Origin of the sequence: Nonomuraea sp. ZG12 (genome assembly GCF_052068115.1) — a bacterium.
In the GTDB taxonomy this organism is placed as follows: domain Bacteria; phylum Actinomycetota; class Actinomycetes; order Streptosporangiales; family Streptosporangiaceae; genus Nonomuraea.
This window is the reverse complement of sequence record NZ_JBQHCW010000018.1, coordinates 1-17,144: the sequence shown is the minus strand read 5'-3', so window position 1 is coordinate 17,144 and position 17,144 is coordinate 1. Positions and strand designations below refer to the sequence as shown.

The window sequence follows — 17,144 nt, the reverse complement described above, 5'->3', positions numbered from 1 at the left end:
TTCCACGGGAGATAAGCGGAGGAAGTACTCATGGCGGACAAGCCCACAAAAGGCCTGGCAGATGTCGTCGCAGCGTCCACAGCGCTCAGCGACATCGACGGGAAGGCCGGTCGCCTGTTCTATCGTGGATACGACATCCACGACCTGGCCGGCCGCGCGACGTTCGAAGAGACCGCACACCTGCTGCAGCGCGGGAAGCTGCCCGACCGGGCCGAGCTCGCCGCCTACGGTGAGGAGCTGGTGCGTGGCCGGGAACTGGGCGCGCTCGTCTCGGCGAACATCTCCGAGATCGCCGAGAAGCAGAAACCGATGGAGGCGCTGCGCACCCTCGTGTCGCTCGCCGGTGCGGACGACCCGGACAAGGACGCCAACTCGCGCGAGGCCAACCTGGCCAAGGCGGCCCGCCTCACCGCGCAGCAGCCCCTGCTGGTCGCCCGCTTCCACGCCGCCCGCAGCGGCGGCCAGGCGCCCGAGCCGGATCCGTCGCTCAGCGTCGCCGCCAACTTCCTGCTCCAGGTCACCGGCCGCAGCCCCGCGCAGCGCCAGGTCGAGATCTTCGACGCCTGCCTGGTCCTGCACGCCGACCACACCATGAACGCCTCCACCTTCGCCGCCCGAGTCTGCGCCGCGACCCTGTCGGACATGCACTCCGCCATCGTCGCCGCCATCGGCACGCTCAAGGGCCCGCTGCACGGCGGCGCGAACGAGCAGGTCATGAAGACGCTCGAGTCGATCTCACCGACGGGCGTCGCCCAGGCCGTGCGCGACAAGCTCGCCGCCGGCGAGAAGATCATGGGCTTCGGCCACCGCGTCTACAAGACCGAGGACCCGCGCGCCACCCACCTGCGCAGGATGTCGCAGGAGCTGGCCGAGGCGGCCGGGGACGACACCTACTACCGGATGTCCAAGGAGATGGAGGAGGTCGTCTTCGAGACCAAGGGGCTCTATCCGAACGTCGACTTCTACGCGGCGTCCGTCTACCACTACCTTGGGATCCCGACCGACCTGTTCACCCCCGTCTTCTCGATCAGTCGCATGTCCGGCTGGACCGCGCACGTGATCGAGCAGCACGCGGACAACCGCCTGATTCGCCCCGACAGCGAATACATCGGCGAGACGGACCAGAAGTGGAAGCCGATCGACGAACGATGAGCCTTTGAACGATGAGCCCGTGAGCGAGAGCCACGAACGTGCGAGCTGGGGGCCGTACCCGCTGATCCTGGCGGGTGCGGCCGTCGGCGTGGGGCTGATCTTCCTGATCGACGTGCGGTGGGGCGGCTTCGCGGTGGGCGCCGTCCTCATGATCGGCGCCGCGCTGCGCTTCGCCGGCTACGGCGGCCCGCTCGCCGTGCGCAGCAGGAGAGCCGACGTCACCACGCTCGGCCTGTCCGGCTTCGTGCTGGTGCTGAGCTCGCTGCTGCTCTACAACAACGCGTTGAAGGCGCTCATCCAGTCCCTTTTCTCCGGCTGAGGGGCGTCCGATAGCCTCAACGTATCCATTCATTGAAGGGGAACCATTCGCATGCCCAAGATCAAGGTGGAGGGTTCGGTCGTCGAGCTTGACGGCGACGAGATGACCCGGATCATCTGGCAGTTCATCAAGGACCAGCTGATCCTTCCCTACCTCGACGTCGACCTGAAGTACTACGACCTCGGCATCGAGCGACGCGACGCCACGGACGACCAGATCACGATCGACGCCGCCAACGCCATCAAAAAGTACGGCGTCGGTGTGAAGTGCGCCACCATCACCCCGGACGAGGCGCGGGTGGAGGAGTTCGGGCTCAAGAAGATGTGGAAGTCCCCGAACGGGACCATCCGCAACATCCTCGGCGGTGTCATCTTCCGCGAGCCGATCATCATGTCCAACGTGCCGAGGCTCGTCCCCGGCTGGACCAAGCCGATCGTCGTCGGCCGTCACGCCTTCGGCGACCAGTACCGCGCCACCGACCTCAAGATCCCCGGCGAGGGTTCGCTCACCCTCACGTACACGCCGAAGGACGGCTCCGAGCCGATCGAGCTCGACGTGTACGACTTCCCGGGCCCCGGCATCGCGATGGCCATGTACAACCTGGACGAGTCGATCCGCGACTTCGCCCGCGCGTCCATGCGCTACGGCCTCAACCGCAACTACCCGGTCTACCTCTCGACGAAGAACACCATCCTCAAGGCGTACGACGGCCGCTTCAAGGACATCTTCGCCGAGGTCTTCGAGACCGAGTTCAAGGACGAGTTCGCCGCCGCCGGCATCACCTACGAGCACCGCCTCATCGACGACATGGTCGCCGCGGCCATGAAGTGGGAGGGCGGCTACGTCTGGGCGGCGAAGAACTACGACGGCGACGTCCAGTCCGACACCGTCGCGCAGGGCTTCGGCTCGCTCGGCCTGATGACCTCGGTGCTGATGACCCCCGACGGCCGCACCGTCGAGGCCGAGGCCGCGCACGGCACGGTGACCCGCCACTACCGCGAGCACCAGAAGGGCAACGCCACTTCCACGAACCCGATCGCCTCGATCTTCGCGTGGACCCGTGGCCTGGCACACCGCGGCAAGCTCGACAACACGCCCGCGGTGACCGCGTTCGCCGACACGCTGGAGCAGGTCTGCGTCGAGACGGTCGAGAGCGGCCAGATGACCAAGGACCTGGCGCTGCTGGTCGGCGGCGACGCCAAGTGGCTGACCACCCAGGACTTCCTGGGCGCGCTCGACGAGAACCTGAAGAAGAAGATGGCTGTTTAATCAAAAATGACCCCTACCTGCGGAAACTCCACAAGGTAGGGGCCATTTTTCCGCTCTGGGCCGTCTGTGGGCCGTCACGCCTTTCTACGGTGCCTCGAAGATGGCCGCCACTGCCTTCCTCGTGCGCTCCTGGCTGCTCGGCATGAGGTGGGTGTACGTCCGGAGGGTGAACCCCGGGTCATGGTGCCCTAGGTACTCGCTCAGGGCCTTGATGTTCTCGCCGGCGTCCAGGAGCACGGAGGCGTAGAAGTGGCGGAGGGCGTGCATGCCATGCTCGCGCGCTTGTGCGTGCCGCTCTCCGCGTTGCCGCTCCGGCAGGACTCCGGCCTCCACGAGAGCCGTCTTCCAGTGGACGTTGTTGAAGCTCGGGCGACGAACCGGATCACCGTTCACCTGCGTAAAGAGCAGGCGCTTGGTGACCAACTCGCCGTTTGGCGTCCCCCAGGGGAGGGTGACGGCTACGGGTGGAAACTCCTTCATATGGGCTTGAACCGCATCAGCGATCGGGCCAGGTAGGGGAACGTCTCGGAGTTTGCCGCCCTTCGGGGGCGCGAAGACGAGCCTGTACTCGCTGTACTTCAACTGTTGAACCACGTGCAGCGTGTCGGAATCGAAGTCCAGTTGATCCACGTCTATGGCGAAGATCTCGCCTTGACGTAGCCCACAACCGCCGCCGACGTCCACCATGCGCTGAAATCTGCCAGGCAGAGCGGCTCGGACCGCGAAGACACGCTCGATGGTCCAGGGCGCGACGCGCTTCGTCTCGATCTTCGGTGCCTTCACCGAGCGGGCCGAGCATGGGTTGCGGGTGAGGTGACCATCATCCACGGCCGCGCTGAGTACGCTCCGCACGTTCGAGTAGATGGTCTTCGCGTACGAACCACGAACGCCGTTCTCTTCGAGCTGTTTGATCCAGGTGCGGATGTGTCCAGGCTGGAACGAGCCGAGAGGGCGAGCACCAAGGTATGGGAACGCGTGAATCCGCAGTTGAGACCCTATAGACGCTCGGGTGTTGGGGTCTCCGCTCCGTTCTTGAAGCCACTTCTCGGCGAACTGACGGAAGGTCACGCGGGCGGCGCGCGGGTCGATGTAGCGCCCCCGGGACATATCGGCGGCAGTCTGTGCCAGCCATTCCTCTGCCTGGCGTTTCTGCCGGTCGGGGAAGGATTGGCTCTTCTCGGTGCCGTCCGGCCCGACGTAGCGAGCGCGGTATCGCATGCCTTTCCCGTACCTGTCGGTGCGTACGCGCTTGGTCTTGCCGTCGGGGCCGGCCTCGGTCTTATACCAACGGTCTTGAACGTGTCCAGCCACGTCAGCCCTCCTCTCGCTGAGTCTGCTTTGCGACCCACGCGAGTACCGCCGTCAGGTCGTAGCGGAGGTGGCGGCCGACGCGGAATCCGGGCGGGCCGGTGCGCTTGCGCCGCCATTGGTAGACGGTCTCCTTCGGCACGTTGAACATCTCGGCCAGATCCTCGGGGGTGAGAAAGTGCGGCGCTGCTGTCGTTGGCATGATGGTGGTGCCTCTCTGATGGGGTGCGGCCCCTGCCGGTTCTGCTTTGCCGGCGCTTCCGGCGGGGTCGCTTCAGGTGCCATTCGCAGGTGGTCATGGGCGTTTTCTGGAGGGGTAGCCGTCCCAGCCGTCCCAGCCTCATTTGTGCTGGTCAGGCTGGGACGGCTTGTTTTGCTGGGACGGCTAAGCCGTCCCACGGTCCGAAGCCGTCCCGCGCTGACCTGCGATGACAAGGCTGGGACGGCTGGGACGGCTACCCCCCTCGAACAGCGGGATTTCGGCGTGCGGCGGGGCGTCCGGAGGTGCCGGCGTGGGGCAGTAGCGAGCCCAGGCGTCGAGGAAGTCGGCTCGCTGGTAGCCCTTGGCCTGGGTGCCGTCGGTGAAGCGGATGTTGGCTGAGCGGATTTCGTACTCGCGCAGGATGACGCCGAGCTTCATGGCGGTCAGCCCAGTGGGTCCGTAGTCGGCCCAAGGCGCTTCGGGGTCGGCCTTGAGCCGTTCCAGCAGGGTCGCGGTGGGCAGGGCGGGATCAGTGCCGAAGGCGGTGCGGCAGTCGGCCAGCAGACGTACCCGGGCAGAGGTCTGGCCGTTGTCGTCGGCTTCGGCGGTGAGGGCGAGGACGGCGGCGCGGGCGCGGTCGGGCCAGTGGCCGCCGGCGTGGTCGGCCACGGCGATGAGAGGTTCCCAGGTATCGGCGGCGCGGTCTTCCACGGGCATGGCGGGTTCGGCCTGCTCCAGGGCGGCCAGGTCGGGGCGGAGCCAGGCGCGGAGGTCTTCGGCCAGCTGGCGCAGGGCGGGCCGGTCGCGCTTGTGGCGGTAGGGGGCGACGGGTTCGCCGGGGGCGCGGCGGCGCATGCGGATGACGACGGCGCGGTCTTCGATGGTGTCGGGCATGGCGCCGATGCCGGCGAGTGCGGCCATGGCGAAGGTGGGGATGCTCTCTACGCGGTGGGTATTAGCGTCGTAGCGTTTGGCCGGCCGGTTGCGCTGGTGTCCGGCGTTGAGCAGCCCACGTAGGTCTTCGTTGCCATCGGCTTTGGGGCCGAAGATGGTGTCGGCTTCGTCCACGAGCATGGTGGGCGGGTCGTCGCTGATCGAGCGGTAGACCGCGGCGCTGGATGAGTTGACCGTGATGAACGGCTCGTGGCAGGTAGCCTCCACCACGTCCAGCAGCCGCGACTTGCCGCAGCGCTTCTCGGGGCCTCGGATGACCATGCGCGGTGCGTGTGCCCAGGCGGGTTGCGCGTGGGTGGCGGCGATCCACAGCACGACAGCGTTGGCGGCCTCGGGCGTGGGGAGGATGACGTATCGGGTGAGCGCGGCCAGCAGCGCGTCCAGCAGGGTCGCGCCGTGGGCGATGGGTTTGTTCACGAGATCAGTGCTCCCAGAGTGCGGTGGTGCGGTCATGCGGCGAGCGTGCGGGGGCGTTTGGCCCCGGCTTTGAGCCCGGCGGTGATGGTGTAGGTGATTTCGCGGTGGGTCTGGCCTACGGCTGCCCCTTGTTGGTTCAGCAGGGTTGTGACCTCGGCTTCGGTCAGGGCGCCACCGGCCACGAGTTGGCCCAGGGCGACGGCGGCTATCCACAGGGCTTGGTTGCGCTGGCGTGGTGGGGCGCTGGCGATCCGGTCGGCTTCGCGCTGCATTGCGGCGGTGAGGTAGGCGCTACGGCGTCCTTGCGGGGCGGGGATGGGTACGGGCGGCTGGGGTGGGTGCATCTGGGGGACAAGCGGCTGAACCAACAAGGGGGGGAGCGGGGCCGGGGTGGTGTTGTGGATCACCTGGTAGGGGCCGGTGCCGTCGGGCAGGTCCACGAAGCTGCCGGGTCCGAGTACGTAGCCGCCGTGGGCGCGGGTGTCGATCAGCCAGCCGAGCTTTCCTTTGGTGCTGCCCAGGCGGATGCCGTCCGGGGCGGTGTAGTACAGGTGGGTGCCGCCGCTCCGGGTGCGGACGGTGAACGTTTCGAGGGGCAGGGGTTGGCCGGCGCGTTCGCACAGCAGCGCTAGGACGTCGGCGCCTTCGGTGACGCCGGGCAGGTCCCAGGGGGGCGAGGGGCGAAGCCCCTCCATTCCGGGTTTCGGCTTGTCCAGGTCCACCACAACCAGACCGGAGGGGCCGCACGCGATGCCGACGTTGTACGACGCCCGCGACCACCAGCGGCGGATCAGCTCGGGATCGGTGGTGGCGTTGGCCTCCCAGTCGGTGAAGCCCCTGATCGGGGGCTTGTCGCCGATGGCGGCGGGGAAGACATGCCAGCCGCGGGCGGCGGCGGCCAGGGCGTAGCGGAGTATGGGCGTGCTCATGCGGCCTCCGTTCCGGCAGGGTGAGATGGTGCGGCATGGTCGTCTTGCCGCTGGTTGTGGTGCTGGACGTGGAGCTTGGTCATTAGTCGGCTGCGCCACTGGATGGCGTAGCGCAGGCAGTTGGCGCAGTTGCGGTGGGTACAGCCGGGCAACGGTGGGCTGTGGAAGGCGTCCTTGCTCCAGGCCATGGAGTCCGCTGAGATCAGGTAGCGGCCGTAGCGCTGCAATCCCAGGGTCTTGACCCCGAACCCGTGCAGGCGCAGCCCCAGTCCGGCAAGGGTGGTCACGATCTGCCCAATCTCAGCCGTGGATTGGCGCCGGCAGACAGAGCCGACTCCGACCAGTGGCAGGGCGGTCAGATCGACGCCGGCGGCGGTGTAGAGCTCGACGCATCGCACGTAGTCGTCCAGTTCCCAGCCCTGCACCACGGGGAAGATATTCAGGTCCGGGGCTAGCTGGCGCAGTGTGAGGTAGTTGTCCACGGTGCGCTGTTGGTGCTCGGGCACGCTGAGGTGGGTGCCGACGAAGGTCTGCCGTCCGTAGCGTCCGCCGTGGATGATGGCGGGCTCGCACATCCAGTCTTGCGGGGCTGCCCACCGTAGGTTGATCTGTTCGCGGTGGCGGCGTAGCCAGTTGACGTACTCGTGTGGGGTGACGGTCCACCGGCCGTGGTTTTGCAGTTCGGTGAAGCCGCGTGAATCCACGTAGGTGGGGCAGCGCGCGGCCAGCTGGCGGGGTAGCGGTCGGCGTGCGAGCCTGCCGTAACTGATCATCGCGGGGAAAGTGACGCGCGCCAGCCATGACGGTTCAGGGAGCCCCGTCACGAACACAGGAACGTCAGCGGTGCCGCGGTCGGCAACGGCCTCAACGCCCTCCACTGGACGCCTTCCTTCCGGAGCCGTCGATGACCTGTTGGCGGGTGAGTGCGCGCAGGCGGGGTCCGCGTTCGGTGAGGTGGCGGTCCAGGGCGGCCTGTGCGGTGTCGGTGTCGCCGGTGATGGTGGCCAGGGCGACCAGGGCGGTGATGAGGACGTCGCACAGCTCGCCGGACAGATCGTGCAGGGTGTGGGTGACGCCTTTGCGGGGGTTTTGGCCGGTCATGCCGATGTAGGCGCTGGCTACTTCGCCGGCCTCTTCGGTGATTTTGAGGATCCGCATGGAGATCTCGTGGTCGGTGCGGGGGTTAGCCGCGTCCAGCCAGGCCAGCGCGGCGGCCAGGTGGTCCCACAGGGCCGCTGGGTTGAGCGTCGGGTGGGTGTGGGCGGGCTGGTCAGCGCGTTGGGGGCAGGCGCCGCGGGGCGAGGTGTCGGATTTGGGTTCTCCTTCGAGGTGTGGCCGGTGGGTGGCGGTGGGGCGTGTCAGGTCGGCGTATCGGATGATCTGGGTGGCCAGGACCGCGACCGCGGCCAGTTCGGTGAGGGAGATGGCCAGCACGGCCGGGGTGTGGGGACCGGTGGTCCACAGCACGGTCAGGGCGGCCAGCGGAGGCAGGCAGAACGCCGTCAGGTCCGCGCCGAGTTGCAGCCGTTTCCGAGACAGGCGGCGGCGGTCGCGGCGGTGTGCGTGCTCCCAGCCGAACAAGGTGACGGGCGTGGCGAGCAGGCCGGTCAGCCGCGGCTGCAGGTCGGTTCGCACGTAGCGGCCGATGGCGGAGATGGCGTGGTCGTTCATCAGGTAGGTCCACCCGAGCACCAGGCAGGCCAGCGGCAGCAGCGTGAGCAGTTCGGTCCGGTGGGCGGTGGCGGTCAGGGCGGCGAGGGCGGCGGTGGCGGTGAGGGTGGCGTACAGCAGGTTGTCGCTTCGCCGTCGGCGGGCACGGTGGGCGCGGGCGTCGGGGTAGTGGTCATGCGGCTTCCTTGTCTGAGCGGGTGAGGAGATCAGCGGTGATGGCCTGCTCCAGGCAGGCCTTGTGTGTGGGGCGGCCGTCGTCGTCGCGGAAGTGGGCGGTGTTGCCGCAGGACCAGCACGGGTCCGGGCGTGGGCCGGCGTAGTGCAGGCAGTTGGTGCAGTTCTTCGGGTGGCGCGGTGGGGAGCCGGGTCCGCGCTGGACACGGACGTCGCAGCACAGCACGCAGCCGACCCGGTGACGCAGCACCGGGTGTGCGGGCTTGTGCCAATTCAGCAGAATTCGCCCCTGGACAAGCCGGTAGGTGCGGCCTTGATAGGTGAGGAGCGGTTCCTTGCCTGGCGGGTACTGGGGTAGCTCGCCTTCGCCGTGAAGCGGGCTGTAGGTCATGATGAGCTCACCTCGTGCTCGTTGTGGGTGTCGGGGTGACGGGGCGCGGCCACTGTTCTTGGCGGAGTGGAGGCCGCGCCCTCATCGCGTAGTGCTCGGAGGTCAGCGGACGTTGAGCAGGCGAGCTCCGAGGCGGGGCTTGTTGCCGGTGCCGGTGCAGTCGGGGCAGTAGCCGAAGGAGTTTGCGAACAGGCGGCTACGGCGTTCGCCGGTGCCCTTGCAGCGGCGGCAGTCGGTGTAGGGGTGGCGCTTGAGGCTGGCTCGGTAGGAGGCCAGAAGGATGAGCGCGGTCACTGCCACGGCGGTCAGGCAGAGGGCGATGGTGGCGAGCGTGGTGAGGATGGAGGGGCCGGTCATGACCGGTTCTCCGAGGCGCGCTGCCGGCGGGTGACCGTCTGGGTGTAGCCGGGGCCGGGTGGCCAGGCGAAGAACCCGTGGCGTTTGCCGTCGTCGCCCATGATGGTGAAGCCGTAGGCGGAGTTGTCGAGGACGGTTCCGGACCATTCGGCCAGGCGGTGGCCGGTGGTGGGATGCGGTCGTGGATGGAACTGTCGACGGATGTGAATGTGGTCGCCTTTGGCCATGTCGTGCCAGGTGGACACCTCATGCGTGTGCGTCTGGGAGGGGTCGGCGTGCTCGGGCGCGCGTTTCGCGGGCCGGGAGCCGGTCTGTTCCTGGGCGTAAGGCTCGGCGTATGGGTCGCCGATACGGGTGAGGGCCAGTAAAGGCCCGGCGATGGTGTAGATGAGGCCGTGCCGGTCGAGTTGAGTCAGGGTGTCGTCTCCGATGCCGGCGTCGTGCAGGGTGTGGGCGGGATGGGGGCCGTAGGCGCGCAGATGGACCAGCGCGCGGTAGGCCGTATCGATAGTTGCTGCGGCGCTCTTGCCGGCGGGGGTGAGGTGGATGCGCAGTTTCCGGTGGGCGCGGGCGGTGTGCACGGTGCTCGGGGAAGGAGCGTCGGCGCTGCCGTGCAGGCGGCCGACGATGTGGCCGAGATCGGCGAGAGCGGTCAAGTCGGCCTCGGTGGCGCCGGTGGCGGCACGTAGCTGTTTGGTCAGGAAGCCGACGCGGGTAGCGGTGGCGTAGTAGGTGCCCAGGTAGCGCAGGACGCGCCATTGGGGCGGGGTGAGCTTCAGCGGGCTCATGACGTGGGCTCTCCTGTCCCGTCAGGCGCTACTGGCGGCGGGGGTGGGGCGGGTGCGGGCTCGCGTTCACCGGCGTGGCAGCGCTCGCAGGAGCGGAAGCGGAACCGCAGGCCGGTGCTGGTGACGCCGGGCTGCCAGTCGCGCCACAGGTGGCCGTCGCGCTCGCAGGCGAGGTCGGCCACGCAGCCGGGGCAGAATTCGGGGGTGTCGGGGCCGCTCCATTCCCAGTCCGTGAGCCAGTCGCGGAGCTGGTCGATGGTGTCGGCGTGCAGGGTTTCGTAACCCTCGTCGGGATCGACCTGACCACAGCGGGTGCAGGTGACGACCAGACAGGTTCGGGTGGTGATGCTCACGGCGGTGATGTCCCTTCCGGGAGGGGGCGGGCAGGCTCGCGCGCACGGCTGCGCGTGGGATGCATCCGCGAACGTTTTTGATCTTGGTTTGAGGGGCCACGAAGGGGGCCACGCCTCAACCTCAGGGGGGCCACGCAGGGGCCACGACAGGGGGCCACGGTGGGGGCCACGCGCCGTGGCCCCTGCTTTGACCTGTATCTCTCTCCCCCAGCCCCCGCCCGTGGCCCCGCACGGGGGGCCACGGGATCTTGCGGGGTCAGGGCAGCTCGGGGCGGTGCTCCATCAGGTAGCGCTGCCGGTCGTCGTCGTAGGCACCGAGCACGCCCGCCTCCGACAGGCGCCGCATCTGCTTTTGGAACCAGGCGCGGCTGATGTCGGTGGTCTCCCACAGCACTTTGAAGTCGCCGGTGCCGACGTCGCGGGCGCCGTCGTCCCACAGTTCGTGCAGGCGGTCCATGAGCGCCGCGCCGCGCTGTTCCGGGGTCATCTTGGGCTCGGGCGGGGCGAAGGTCAGCGGCGGTTCCCCTTCGGGGAAGTCGGTGATCTCGTCGTCCAGGTCGACGGTGACTTCGGGGTCGGGGTCGTCGGTGTTCAGGTACTCGGTGGCGACGTTGCGCACCTCCTCATCGTCGTCGGGGTCGTCGTCACCAGCGGTGCCGTCGTGGACGGCGGGGAGCGGGGCGGGGTTGGCCAGCGCGGCGGCCGACAGCCGGGACAGGGCGGCGGTCATGGGGTCGATCTGCTTGTGGATGGCGGGGAAGGCGGCAGCGTGGGCGCGCATCTGCCCGTTGGCGCGTTCGTCATCGAAGGCGCCGGTGGCGGTCAGGCCCCAGGCGTAGGTACGCATCGGCATCGTGATCCGGTCATCGGGGATGGACGGGGCGTCCAGGTAGGCCATGCCGGGCTGCTTGTTGCTCCACAGCTCCGGCCGACACCCGGCATCTTCTTGGGCCTCGGACAGGCCGAAGGTGGCATCGGCAGCCGAGTCGACGCCGAAGCACATCTTGGCCAGTTGGCCGCGGGCGATGGTGGGCATCTGGGTCCAGTCGCTGCGCTGCAGGGACAGCACCACGGTGCCGCCCGCGCTGCGGATCGCCTTGATCAGCGACAGGAACTGTTCTTGCTGCTTGTCGGTCAGGGCGTCGAAGATGTCGGGGAACTCCTCCAGCCACAGCACCCAGTAGGTCAGCCCGCACCCTTCGGCCCACTTCTGCAGGCCCTTGCCCGACAGCAGGTCGGTGCGCGGCTTGACGTTGGCCTGCATCTCGCTCAGCAGAGCCTTGGCGCCCTCTTTGGTGGTCTCCAGCCGGTGCAGGGCAGCCTTGAGCGGGCCGAGCGTCTGCTCACCCTTGGTGATGTCGATGGCGAACACGGCCACGTCGTGGCGGGTGACGATCTCACCCAGCAGGTTCCAGGCGCCGCCGATGGACTTGCCCGCGCCGGTCTTGTCCATGATCTGCACGTGGTGGCCGACGATGACGTATTCGACGTCGTCCAGGTCCTGCCACAGGCCGGGCCGTACCGGGGCTGCGATCGAGGCGCCGACGCGCGACGGGCCGGGCCAGACGATCGGCTGCTTCATCACGCGCGGGTCGGAGATGACCACCTTGGCCTTGCTCGCGTCGTCGGGATCGACGCTGGTGACGATGGAACCGGGCGGCAGCCCGATCCCCGACTCGACGTAGGGAACCTTCTTTTGCAGGTCATCGGCCACCTGACGCCCCTCGGCGAGTTGGACTTCGCCGGTCACCTTGTGCGCGGATGCTTGGATGGTGCGGGCCTGCACCTGCGGCATGCCGGCCTTTTCGGCGCCGCGGCCGAACAGGAACCCCAGCGGGTCGGCGACCGCGCCGCCCACGTCGATCTGCTTGGTCCGGATGACGGTGCGGATGTTGAACGACAGCGCGAACGCCACCCCGCCGATCAGGATCAGCCGGCCGGTGACGGTGGTGGCGGGGCCGTTGATGGTGGCCGCGCACACCCACAGCCCGCCGGCCAGCGTGGTCAGCGTGGTGTGCGCGCGTCCGGTCAGGCTGCGGGCGTGCGACTGACGCCAGGTCAGCGCGGTCAGCGCCAGCACGCAGGTGATGATCAGAGCGGTGGTCCACGCCACGGTCTGCGGGTCGTCGCTGCGCAGCGTGAAGTGAAAGGCGGCGCCGAGGCCGAACAGCAGCACACCGACCAGCCAGGGCGGGAAGTACAGCAGCGCCTTGGACACCTCACGCGTGGCCACTTGCTCCCAGGATGAGGAGTCCGGGACCGCGGGCAGCGTCGCGGGCTGGGGCGGGGTGGTGGTGCGGGCCATCAGGCTTCCTCCTTCCAGTTGAACTCCTGCCGCCGGTTTTCGGGCTTGGCCTGCGGCAGCACCTCCACGAACTCCTTGCGGAACTGGGCGTGGAACTTCACCAGCTCCACCCCGGCGCCGCGCTGCAGTTCGGCGGCGCGCTTGAGCCGCTTGACCACCCGGCGGGCGCGGCGGCGCACGTCCGGCGCGCCGAACACGCTCAGCACCGGGTGGCCCTTGAAGCTGCGGATCAGCACCGCATACAGCTCATCGCTGCCGAGCGCGAACTCTTCGCCGAGGTCGCGGGCCAGGTTGCGGCCGACCTGGGCGTAGCGGGTGATCGCCGAGGGGCCTTCCCACGGGATCGAGGACAGCTCGGGGATCCGGCTCCGGCCGGGCTTGGCGGTGTTGTCGGGAGTGCTCACGAAGGATCTCCTTCACCAGAAGAGGCAGCGTCGTCGTCTCGGCCGGCGTCGTCGCCGGGCCGGGGAGAGGTGCGGGTGTCACGTACGGCCTGGCGCAGCAGTGCGGCCAGATAGACCAGGCGGCGGGTGCCGAGCATGGCCGCCAGCAGCGCATCCAGCGCGCCGAACAGCAGGGCGGCGAACGCCCGTATACGGGCCAGCGACGGCCAGACCAGCCAGCCGAGCACCGCGCCGTACAGCCACCAGCGGCAGCCGTACACGTCCGGGATCAGCCCGGACACCAGCAGCAGGGCGGCCACCGCCACGACCGCACGCGCCAGCACACCAGCCCGCCGTACGGGACGGGCGTGCACGGGGCCGGGGGTGTCCGTACGGTGCGGCGCGTCGGTGATGACGTACACCGTGTGCGGCTCAGTCATGACCATCACCGCCCCTCGCGCCGCGTACGGCCACCCGCCCGGGTGGCCGTACGGGTCCCGTTCGTACGGGCAGAGGCGGGACGCGACAGCCGTACGGCCAGCACGGCGAGACAGGTCCGGATCAGTGGGGCGGCGATCAGCCCGGCGGTGAAACCGGACAGCCACACCGCCACCGAGGGCGGCCACGGGGTCAGATGAGCGGCCGACAGGCCGACCGTGGCAGATAGCACGGCGAGGGTGACCAGGTTCCCGACCAGCAGGTCCAGGGCGTTACGGCGGCGGCTCACCGGGCCACCTCCCCTTCAGCGATGCCGTGGCCGGTGTGCTCGTCAGCGTCGCCGGTATCGGCGTCGAGAGAGGTGGTCAGGGTTTCAGCGGTGGGCGGCTCGTCATCGGCGGCCAGTGCCCGCGCATCCCGTACGGCCTTCTCACACCACGAGCGGCGATATCCCGAACGGGCCTCAAGCTCGTCGTAGTCCGGCTCCCACCGACCGCCATCGGCTTCGGCCGTACGGATCCGCCACGCCAGTTCGGCGATGAAGGCCGTACGGTCCACACGCTCTGTCTTGCCGGTGGGTGCGGTGTCCTGCTTGGCCGTACGGTCGGCCCGTACGGTGGCCAGCGCCACCACGCCCGTACGGGCCGTACGGGCGGCGGCCACCGCACGCGGCGCCGGACCCGTACGGGGAGAGTGCGGCACGCGGGTGGGTTCGTCTGCCCGTACGGATTCCTGCCACACCGGCGCCGGACGTGACGGCGCCACCGTAGGCGCGTCGTCCGTACGGGCCGGAGGCGGGACGGGCGCCGGTTCAGACGGGGCGGGTTCGGTGGTGTCGTCGCGGGCGCACAGCGCCATCAGGTGAGCCAGCGCGCCGAGCGCCACCGGCGGGACCATGCTGACCGCCACCACCAGCACCCACCGGGAGGTGCCCAGCACCAGCACGTCGGCTTCCAGCGCGTGGTAGATGGCGTTACCGATGATGGACACCACCACCGCGCCGACCGCGTGGATCAGCGCATGCCGGCGGGTCTCCGCGCTGTACTTGGCGTTGACGGTGATCCGGGTGGCCACCGCGCCGTAGGCGTCCACACACAACGGCAGCAGCCACGACAGCGAGATCTCGATACCGCCGGGCAGGGCCAGGGCGGCATCCCAGCCGGCCAGGCGTCCCAATCCCGCTTGGGCGGTGAAGGAGGCGATGACCGCGGCGGCGGCCACGACGCCGACACCGCCGATCGTCCACCAGTCGCGCCGGCCGGTGGTCTTCATGTGACCACCGCCGGGTGAACGGAGTAGTGCAGCACGACGCAGTTGCCGCGCAGGTGCTCGGGGATGCGCTCGTTGAGCAGGTGCATCAGTAGGTCACAGTGGCGCATGCCGACCGGGACGACCAGGTCATGGCTGCTGGTCGACACGTTCCCACGGTCGTCCTGCGCAGTGATGATGATGAGCAGATCGCGGGTGGCCCGCTCGGGGCTCGTGCCGTTGGCAGACGGGGCGTTGCCCGGCATGTTGGTCGGGGCGGTCATGTCAGGAGTCCCTTTCGCAGGGTGCTTCAGGTCGGGTCAGGGAGGCGGGCTCGGTGCGCGCCTGGTAGGGCGTGCGGCGGCCGGTCGGGATGCCCTTGGCCGCGTTGCGCAGGCCCTTGCGCCACACCCGGGCGTCCTCGGGCTTCATGCCGCCGCCTCCTCAGCGCAGTCGTTGCAGATGCCGAGGCGACGGGCCAGCACATAGCCCACGTCCCGCGCGCAGTCGGGGCAGGTACGGCGGGCGGCCAGGGCCTTACCCAGCGCGTCACGCTGCCGGGCGGTCGGGGTGCGCTTGGGCAGCGCCAGCCGGACGTCGTACAGGAAGGCGGCACGCACCCCACCGCGGGCGCGGTAGCGGCGCGAGGCCCACAGGATCTGCCCCTGCACCTCCTGACCACCGGGGCGAAGCCCCCGCGCGGTCAGTTGGCGCATGGTGAGCAGGTGCGCGGGCGCCATCTGCCACGGCCACGACGGCAACCCGTGCTTCCGGCCTGTCGGGTCGAAGAATCGGCCCCGGATACGGCTCATCACGCCACCCCCCGCGTCGAGCTGGGGGACACCGGCGTGGACATCGCTCGGAGTTCTTCGGGCGTCAGTCCGGCCCAGATCCCCGACGCCGGACGCACGTCCAGCGGAGAACAGGCACGAGGCCCACACCGGGCAGCCTGCGCACACCTCACGGGCCACCTGCTCACGCGCTGCCCGCTCGTCGGCGGGCTCGTCGGTGAAGGCGTCCGGGCCGGTGTGCAACTCGGGGTCGAACCGGCACGCGGCCTCATCGGCCAGCTGGCGCGGCGTCCCCTCGGTGAGGGCGGCCAGTAGTGCCAGCGCCGGATGCGTCACCGGCAGGTCGGCGCTCATTTGCCGGCCTTCACGGCGCCGTTGTTGCCCTGGCAGATCGGGCACGGATATGGGCCGGAACTGGGGTTCCAGATCTGGCCGTTGCGGCAGTCGGACGGGCAGTAGTTGGACTTGGTCATGCCGCTGAAGCGGGTCATCATGATGGAGCTCCTTTGCAGGGAGTGAGGGGGCGGCTCGTGTCTTGGCGGATTCGGAGCCGCCCCCGCTGAGAGGACGGAGAAGTGCAGACGCGGGTCCTTTGTCCCGCGTGGGCAGCCTTTTCGGGGAGGCAATGACCATGACCCCATGGAGTTGTCAGGTGTCGAGTGCGTTCGGCCCGTCGGTCGAAGCGGCTTTCCTCGGTGCTGGCGCGCGATCCCGTCGGATCGCCTTCCGGGTGCTCTTGGTCCTGCGAGCAAGGTGAGGCAAGCCACACCCCGGCTCATCGACTTGGTCTGACCTGGCAGGTATGCTGCGATACTGAAACGCCAAACGTTTGTCGATGGCTCCGATGATGAACTCTCTGAAGCCCCGCTGTCAACAAACATCAAACGTTTAATGTTTCGAGTTGGGCGACCAAACGACCAAAGGGGGAGAAATGGGCACACCAAGCAAGTTGGGCTTCCGTCAGATCGCAGCGCAGATCAGGCAAGAGATCGCCGATGGCGTCTATCCAACGGCTTCGGTCCTCCCGCCTGAGCCGGTGCTTGCGGAGAGGTACGGCGCGTCACGAAGCCTGGTCAACAGGGCAATGCAGGTACTCGCGGCAGAGGGCATGATCCGCCCTCGTCAAGGAAGGGGAACGATGGTGACCTACATCCCGCCGATGCTCCACTCAGCAGCGCGCTACTCCCGCGAAGCACGCGAGAGTGGCGCGGCTCGTGGAGCCTTCGATGCAGAGGTTCGGGCGTTGGGGCTCGAACCGCAGCACGAGATCACAGTGGAGCGCGCCGTACCGCCAGACGACGTTTCCGACGCTCTTGGCTTGCCTCGCGGTGAGGAGAACGCCCTCGTTCGCCGTCGGCGGCTTCTGGCTTCTGGTATCCCCGTACGGCTCAACGCCTCATGGTTCCCGCTCTCGATTGCGGAGGGCACCGACCTTGAGGCCGAAGGGCCGAATATCCGGGGCGGCATCAAGTCCGCGCTCGCCGAACTCGGCTACGTCCAGACTGAAGCGACAGAGCGCATCCATGTCCGCCCTCCGACGGAGGAGGAGTCGGACGCTTTGGAGATCAGCCCCGAGCGCACGGTTCTCGACATCTTCCATGTAGGCAAGACGGAATCGGGCCAGGCTGTCGAGGTGACCACGACGGTGACGCCCGCTCACTACTTGGTGATCGAGCACACGTTCCCGCTGAGCTG

23 protein-coding genes are annotated in these 17,144 nt (G+C 68.6%); 4 read left to right on the top strand and 19 right to left on the bottom strand.

Annotated features, from left to right (window positions below):
- Positions 1 to 30 precede the first annotated feature (30 nt).
- The 3 genes from ACTMTF_RS34775 to ACTMTF_RS34765 are packed head-to-tail and all read left to right on the top strand — an operon-like array spanning position 31 to position 2,740.
- On the top strand, positions 31 to 1,152 hold the full coding sequence (locus tag ACTMTF_RS34775; protein WP_441114484.1) for a citrate/2-methylcitrate synthase: 1,122 nt from the start codon (positions 31 to 33) through the stop codon (positions 1,150 to 1,152).
- 19 nt (positions 1,153 to 1,171) lie between these two features.
- Complete coding sequence (locus ACTMTF_RS34770) at positions 1,172 to 1,471, top strand: DUF3017 domain-containing protein (protein WP_397008135.1); 300 nt, start codon at positions 1,172 to 1,174, stop codon at positions 1,469 to 1,471.
- Positions 1,472 to 1,522: 51 nt separating this feature from the next.
- Positions 1,523 to 2,740, top strand: a complete 1,218-nt coding sequence (locus ACTMTF_RS34765; protein ID WP_441114483.1) for an NADP-dependent isocitrate dehydrogenase — start codon at positions 1,523 to 1,525, stop codon at positions 2,738 to 2,740.
- A gap of 84 nt (positions 2,741 to 2,824) precedes the next feature.
- Here the strand turns inward: ACTMTF_RS34765 and ACTMTF_RS34760 are convergent, their stop codons facing one another.
- From ACTMTF_RS34760 to ACTMTF_RS34670, 19 genes are all read right to left on the bottom strand, one after another.
- The gene (locus ACTMTF_RS34760) at positions 2,825 to 4,051 is read right to left on the bottom strand and encodes a tyrosine-type recombinase/integrase (protein WP_441114482.1); all 1,227 of its coding nucleotides are present in this window, start codon (positions 4,049 to 4,051) and stop codon (positions 2,825 to 2,827) included.
- Position 4,052: 1 nt separating this feature from the next.
- On the bottom strand, positions 4,053 to 4,250 hold the full coding sequence (locus ACTMTF_RS34755) for a helix-turn-helix domain-containing protein (protein ID WP_132507766.1): 198 nt from the start codon (positions 4,248 to 4,250) through the stop codon (positions 4,053 to 4,055).
- Between the two features lie 183 nt (positions 4,251 to 4,433).
- Positions 4,434 to 5,621, bottom strand: a complete 1,188-nt coding sequence (locus ACTMTF_RS34750) for a DUF3631 domain-containing protein (RefSeq protein ID WP_441114481.1) — start codon at positions 5,619 to 5,621, stop codon at positions 4,434 to 4,436.
- A 32-nt stretch (positions 5,622 to 5,653) separates the two neighbouring features.
- Entirely contained in the window at positions 5,654 to 6,550 is an 897-nt protein-coding gene (locus tag ACTMTF_RS34745; protein ID WP_441114480.1) for a bifunctional DNA primase/polymerase, read from the bottom strand.
- Complete coding sequence (locus tag ACTMTF_RS34740; protein WP_441114479.1) at positions 6,547 to 7,428, bottom strand: deazapurine DNA modification protein DpdA family protein; 882 nt, start codon at positions 7,426 to 7,428, stop codon at positions 6,547 to 6,549. The genes ACTMTF_RS34745 and ACTMTF_RS34740 overlap by 4 nt, the downstream gene beginning before the upstream one ends.
- Positions 7,415 to 8,221, bottom strand: coding sequence for a MazG-like family protein (locus tag ACTMTF_RS34735; protein ID WP_441114478.1), 807 nt, complete (start codon positions 8,219 to 8,221; stop codon positions 7,415 to 7,417). The genes ACTMTF_RS34740 and ACTMTF_RS34735 overlap by 14 nt, the downstream gene beginning before the upstream one ends.
- Positions 8,222 to 8,393: 172 nt before the next feature.
- Positions 8,394 to 8,786, bottom strand: coding sequence for a hypothetical protein (locus ACTMTF_RS34730; protein ID WP_441114477.1), 393 nt, complete (start codon positions 8,784 to 8,786; stop codon positions 8,394 to 8,396).
- A gap of 102 nt (positions 8,787 to 8,888) precedes the next feature.
- A complete protein-coding gene (locus ACTMTF_RS34725) occupies positions 8,889 to 9,143 on the bottom strand; it encodes a hypothetical protein (protein WP_441114476.1) in 255 nt (84 codons plus the stop codon).
- Entirely contained in the window at positions 9,140 to 9,931 is a 792-nt protein-coding gene (locus ACTMTF_RS34720; RefSeq protein WP_441114475.1) for a hypothetical protein, read from the bottom strand. Before ACTMTF_RS34720 ends, ACTMTF_RS34725 begins: the two co-directional genes overlap by 4 nt.
- The gene (locus tag ACTMTF_RS34715; RefSeq protein ID WP_441114474.1) at positions 9,928 to 10,284 is read right to left on the bottom strand and encodes a hypothetical protein; all 357 of its coding nucleotides are present in this window, start codon (positions 10,282 to 10,284) and stop codon (positions 9,928 to 9,930) included. The genes ACTMTF_RS34720 and ACTMTF_RS34715 overlap by 4 nt, the downstream gene beginning before the upstream one ends.
- Before the next feature lie 256 nt (positions 10,285 to 10,540).
- Positions 10,541 to 12,589: a hypothetical protein gene (locus ACTMTF_RS34710; protein ID WP_441114473.1), complete on the bottom strand. Its 2,049-nt coding sequence runs from the start codon at positions 12,587 to 12,589 to the stop codon at positions 10,541 to 10,543.
- A complete protein-coding gene (locus ACTMTF_RS34705; RefSeq protein WP_441114472.1) occupies positions 12,589 to 12,993 on the bottom strand; it encodes a hypothetical protein in 405 nt (134 codons plus the stop codon). Before ACTMTF_RS34705 ends, ACTMTF_RS34710 begins: the two co-directional genes overlap by 1 nt.
- The gene (locus ACTMTF_RS34700; protein ID WP_441114471.1) at positions 12,990 to 13,412 is read right to left on the bottom strand and encodes a hypothetical protein; all 423 of its coding nucleotides are present in this window, start codon (positions 13,410 to 13,412) and stop codon (positions 12,990 to 12,992) included. Before ACTMTF_RS34700 ends, ACTMTF_RS34705 begins: the two co-directional genes overlap by 4 nt.
- Positions 13,413 to 13,417: 5 nt before the next feature.
- The gene (locus ACTMTF_RS34695; RefSeq protein ID WP_441114470.1) at positions 13,418 to 13,699 is read right to left on the bottom strand and encodes a hypothetical protein; all 282 of its coding nucleotides are present in this window, start codon (positions 13,697 to 13,699) and stop codon (positions 13,418 to 13,420) included.
- Positions 13,696 to 14,682 (bottom strand): DUF2637 domain-containing protein, encoded by a 987-nt coding sequence (locus ACTMTF_RS34690; protein WP_441114469.1) that lies wholly within the window; start codon positions 14,680 to 14,682, stop codon positions 13,696 to 13,698. Before ACTMTF_RS34690 ends, ACTMTF_RS34695 begins: the two co-directional genes overlap by 4 nt.
- Positions 14,679 to 14,942 carry a hypothetical protein gene (locus ACTMTF_RS34685; RefSeq protein WP_441114468.1) on the bottom strand — a complete coding sequence of 88 codons (264 nt, stop codon included), beginning with the start codon at positions 14,940 to 14,942 and terminating at the stop codon, positions 14,679 to 14,681. Before ACTMTF_RS34685 ends, ACTMTF_RS34690 begins: the two co-directional genes overlap by 4 nt.
- 1 nt (position 14,943) lies before the next feature.
- Positions 14,944 to 15,090: a hypothetical protein gene (locus tag ACTMTF_RS34680; protein ID WP_441114467.1), complete on the bottom strand. Its 147-nt coding sequence runs from the start codon at positions 15,088 to 15,090 to the stop codon at positions 14,944 to 14,946.
- Positions 15,087 to 15,803: an RRQRL motif-containing zinc-binding protein gene (locus ACTMTF_RS34675; protein WP_441114466.1), complete on the bottom strand. Its 717-nt coding sequence runs from the start codon at positions 15,801 to 15,803 to the stop codon at positions 15,087 to 15,089. Before ACTMTF_RS34675 ends, ACTMTF_RS34680 begins: the two co-directional genes overlap by 4 nt.
- Positions 15,800 to 15,943 carry a hypothetical protein gene (locus ACTMTF_RS34670; RefSeq protein WP_441114465.1) on the bottom strand — a complete coding sequence of 48 codons (144 nt, stop codon included), beginning with the start codon at positions 15,941 to 15,943 and terminating at the stop codon, positions 15,800 to 15,802. Before ACTMTF_RS34670 ends, ACTMTF_RS34675 begins: the two co-directional genes overlap by 4 nt.
- Positions 15,944 to 16,380: 437 nt before the next feature.
- On the opposite strand from ACTMTF_RS34670, the gene ACTMTF_RS34665 reads away from it, so the two are divergent.
- The coding region (locus ACTMTF_RS34665) for a GntR family transcriptional regulator (RefSeq protein WP_441114464.1) at positions 16,381 to 17,144 on the top strand (764 nt) is incomplete at its 3' end.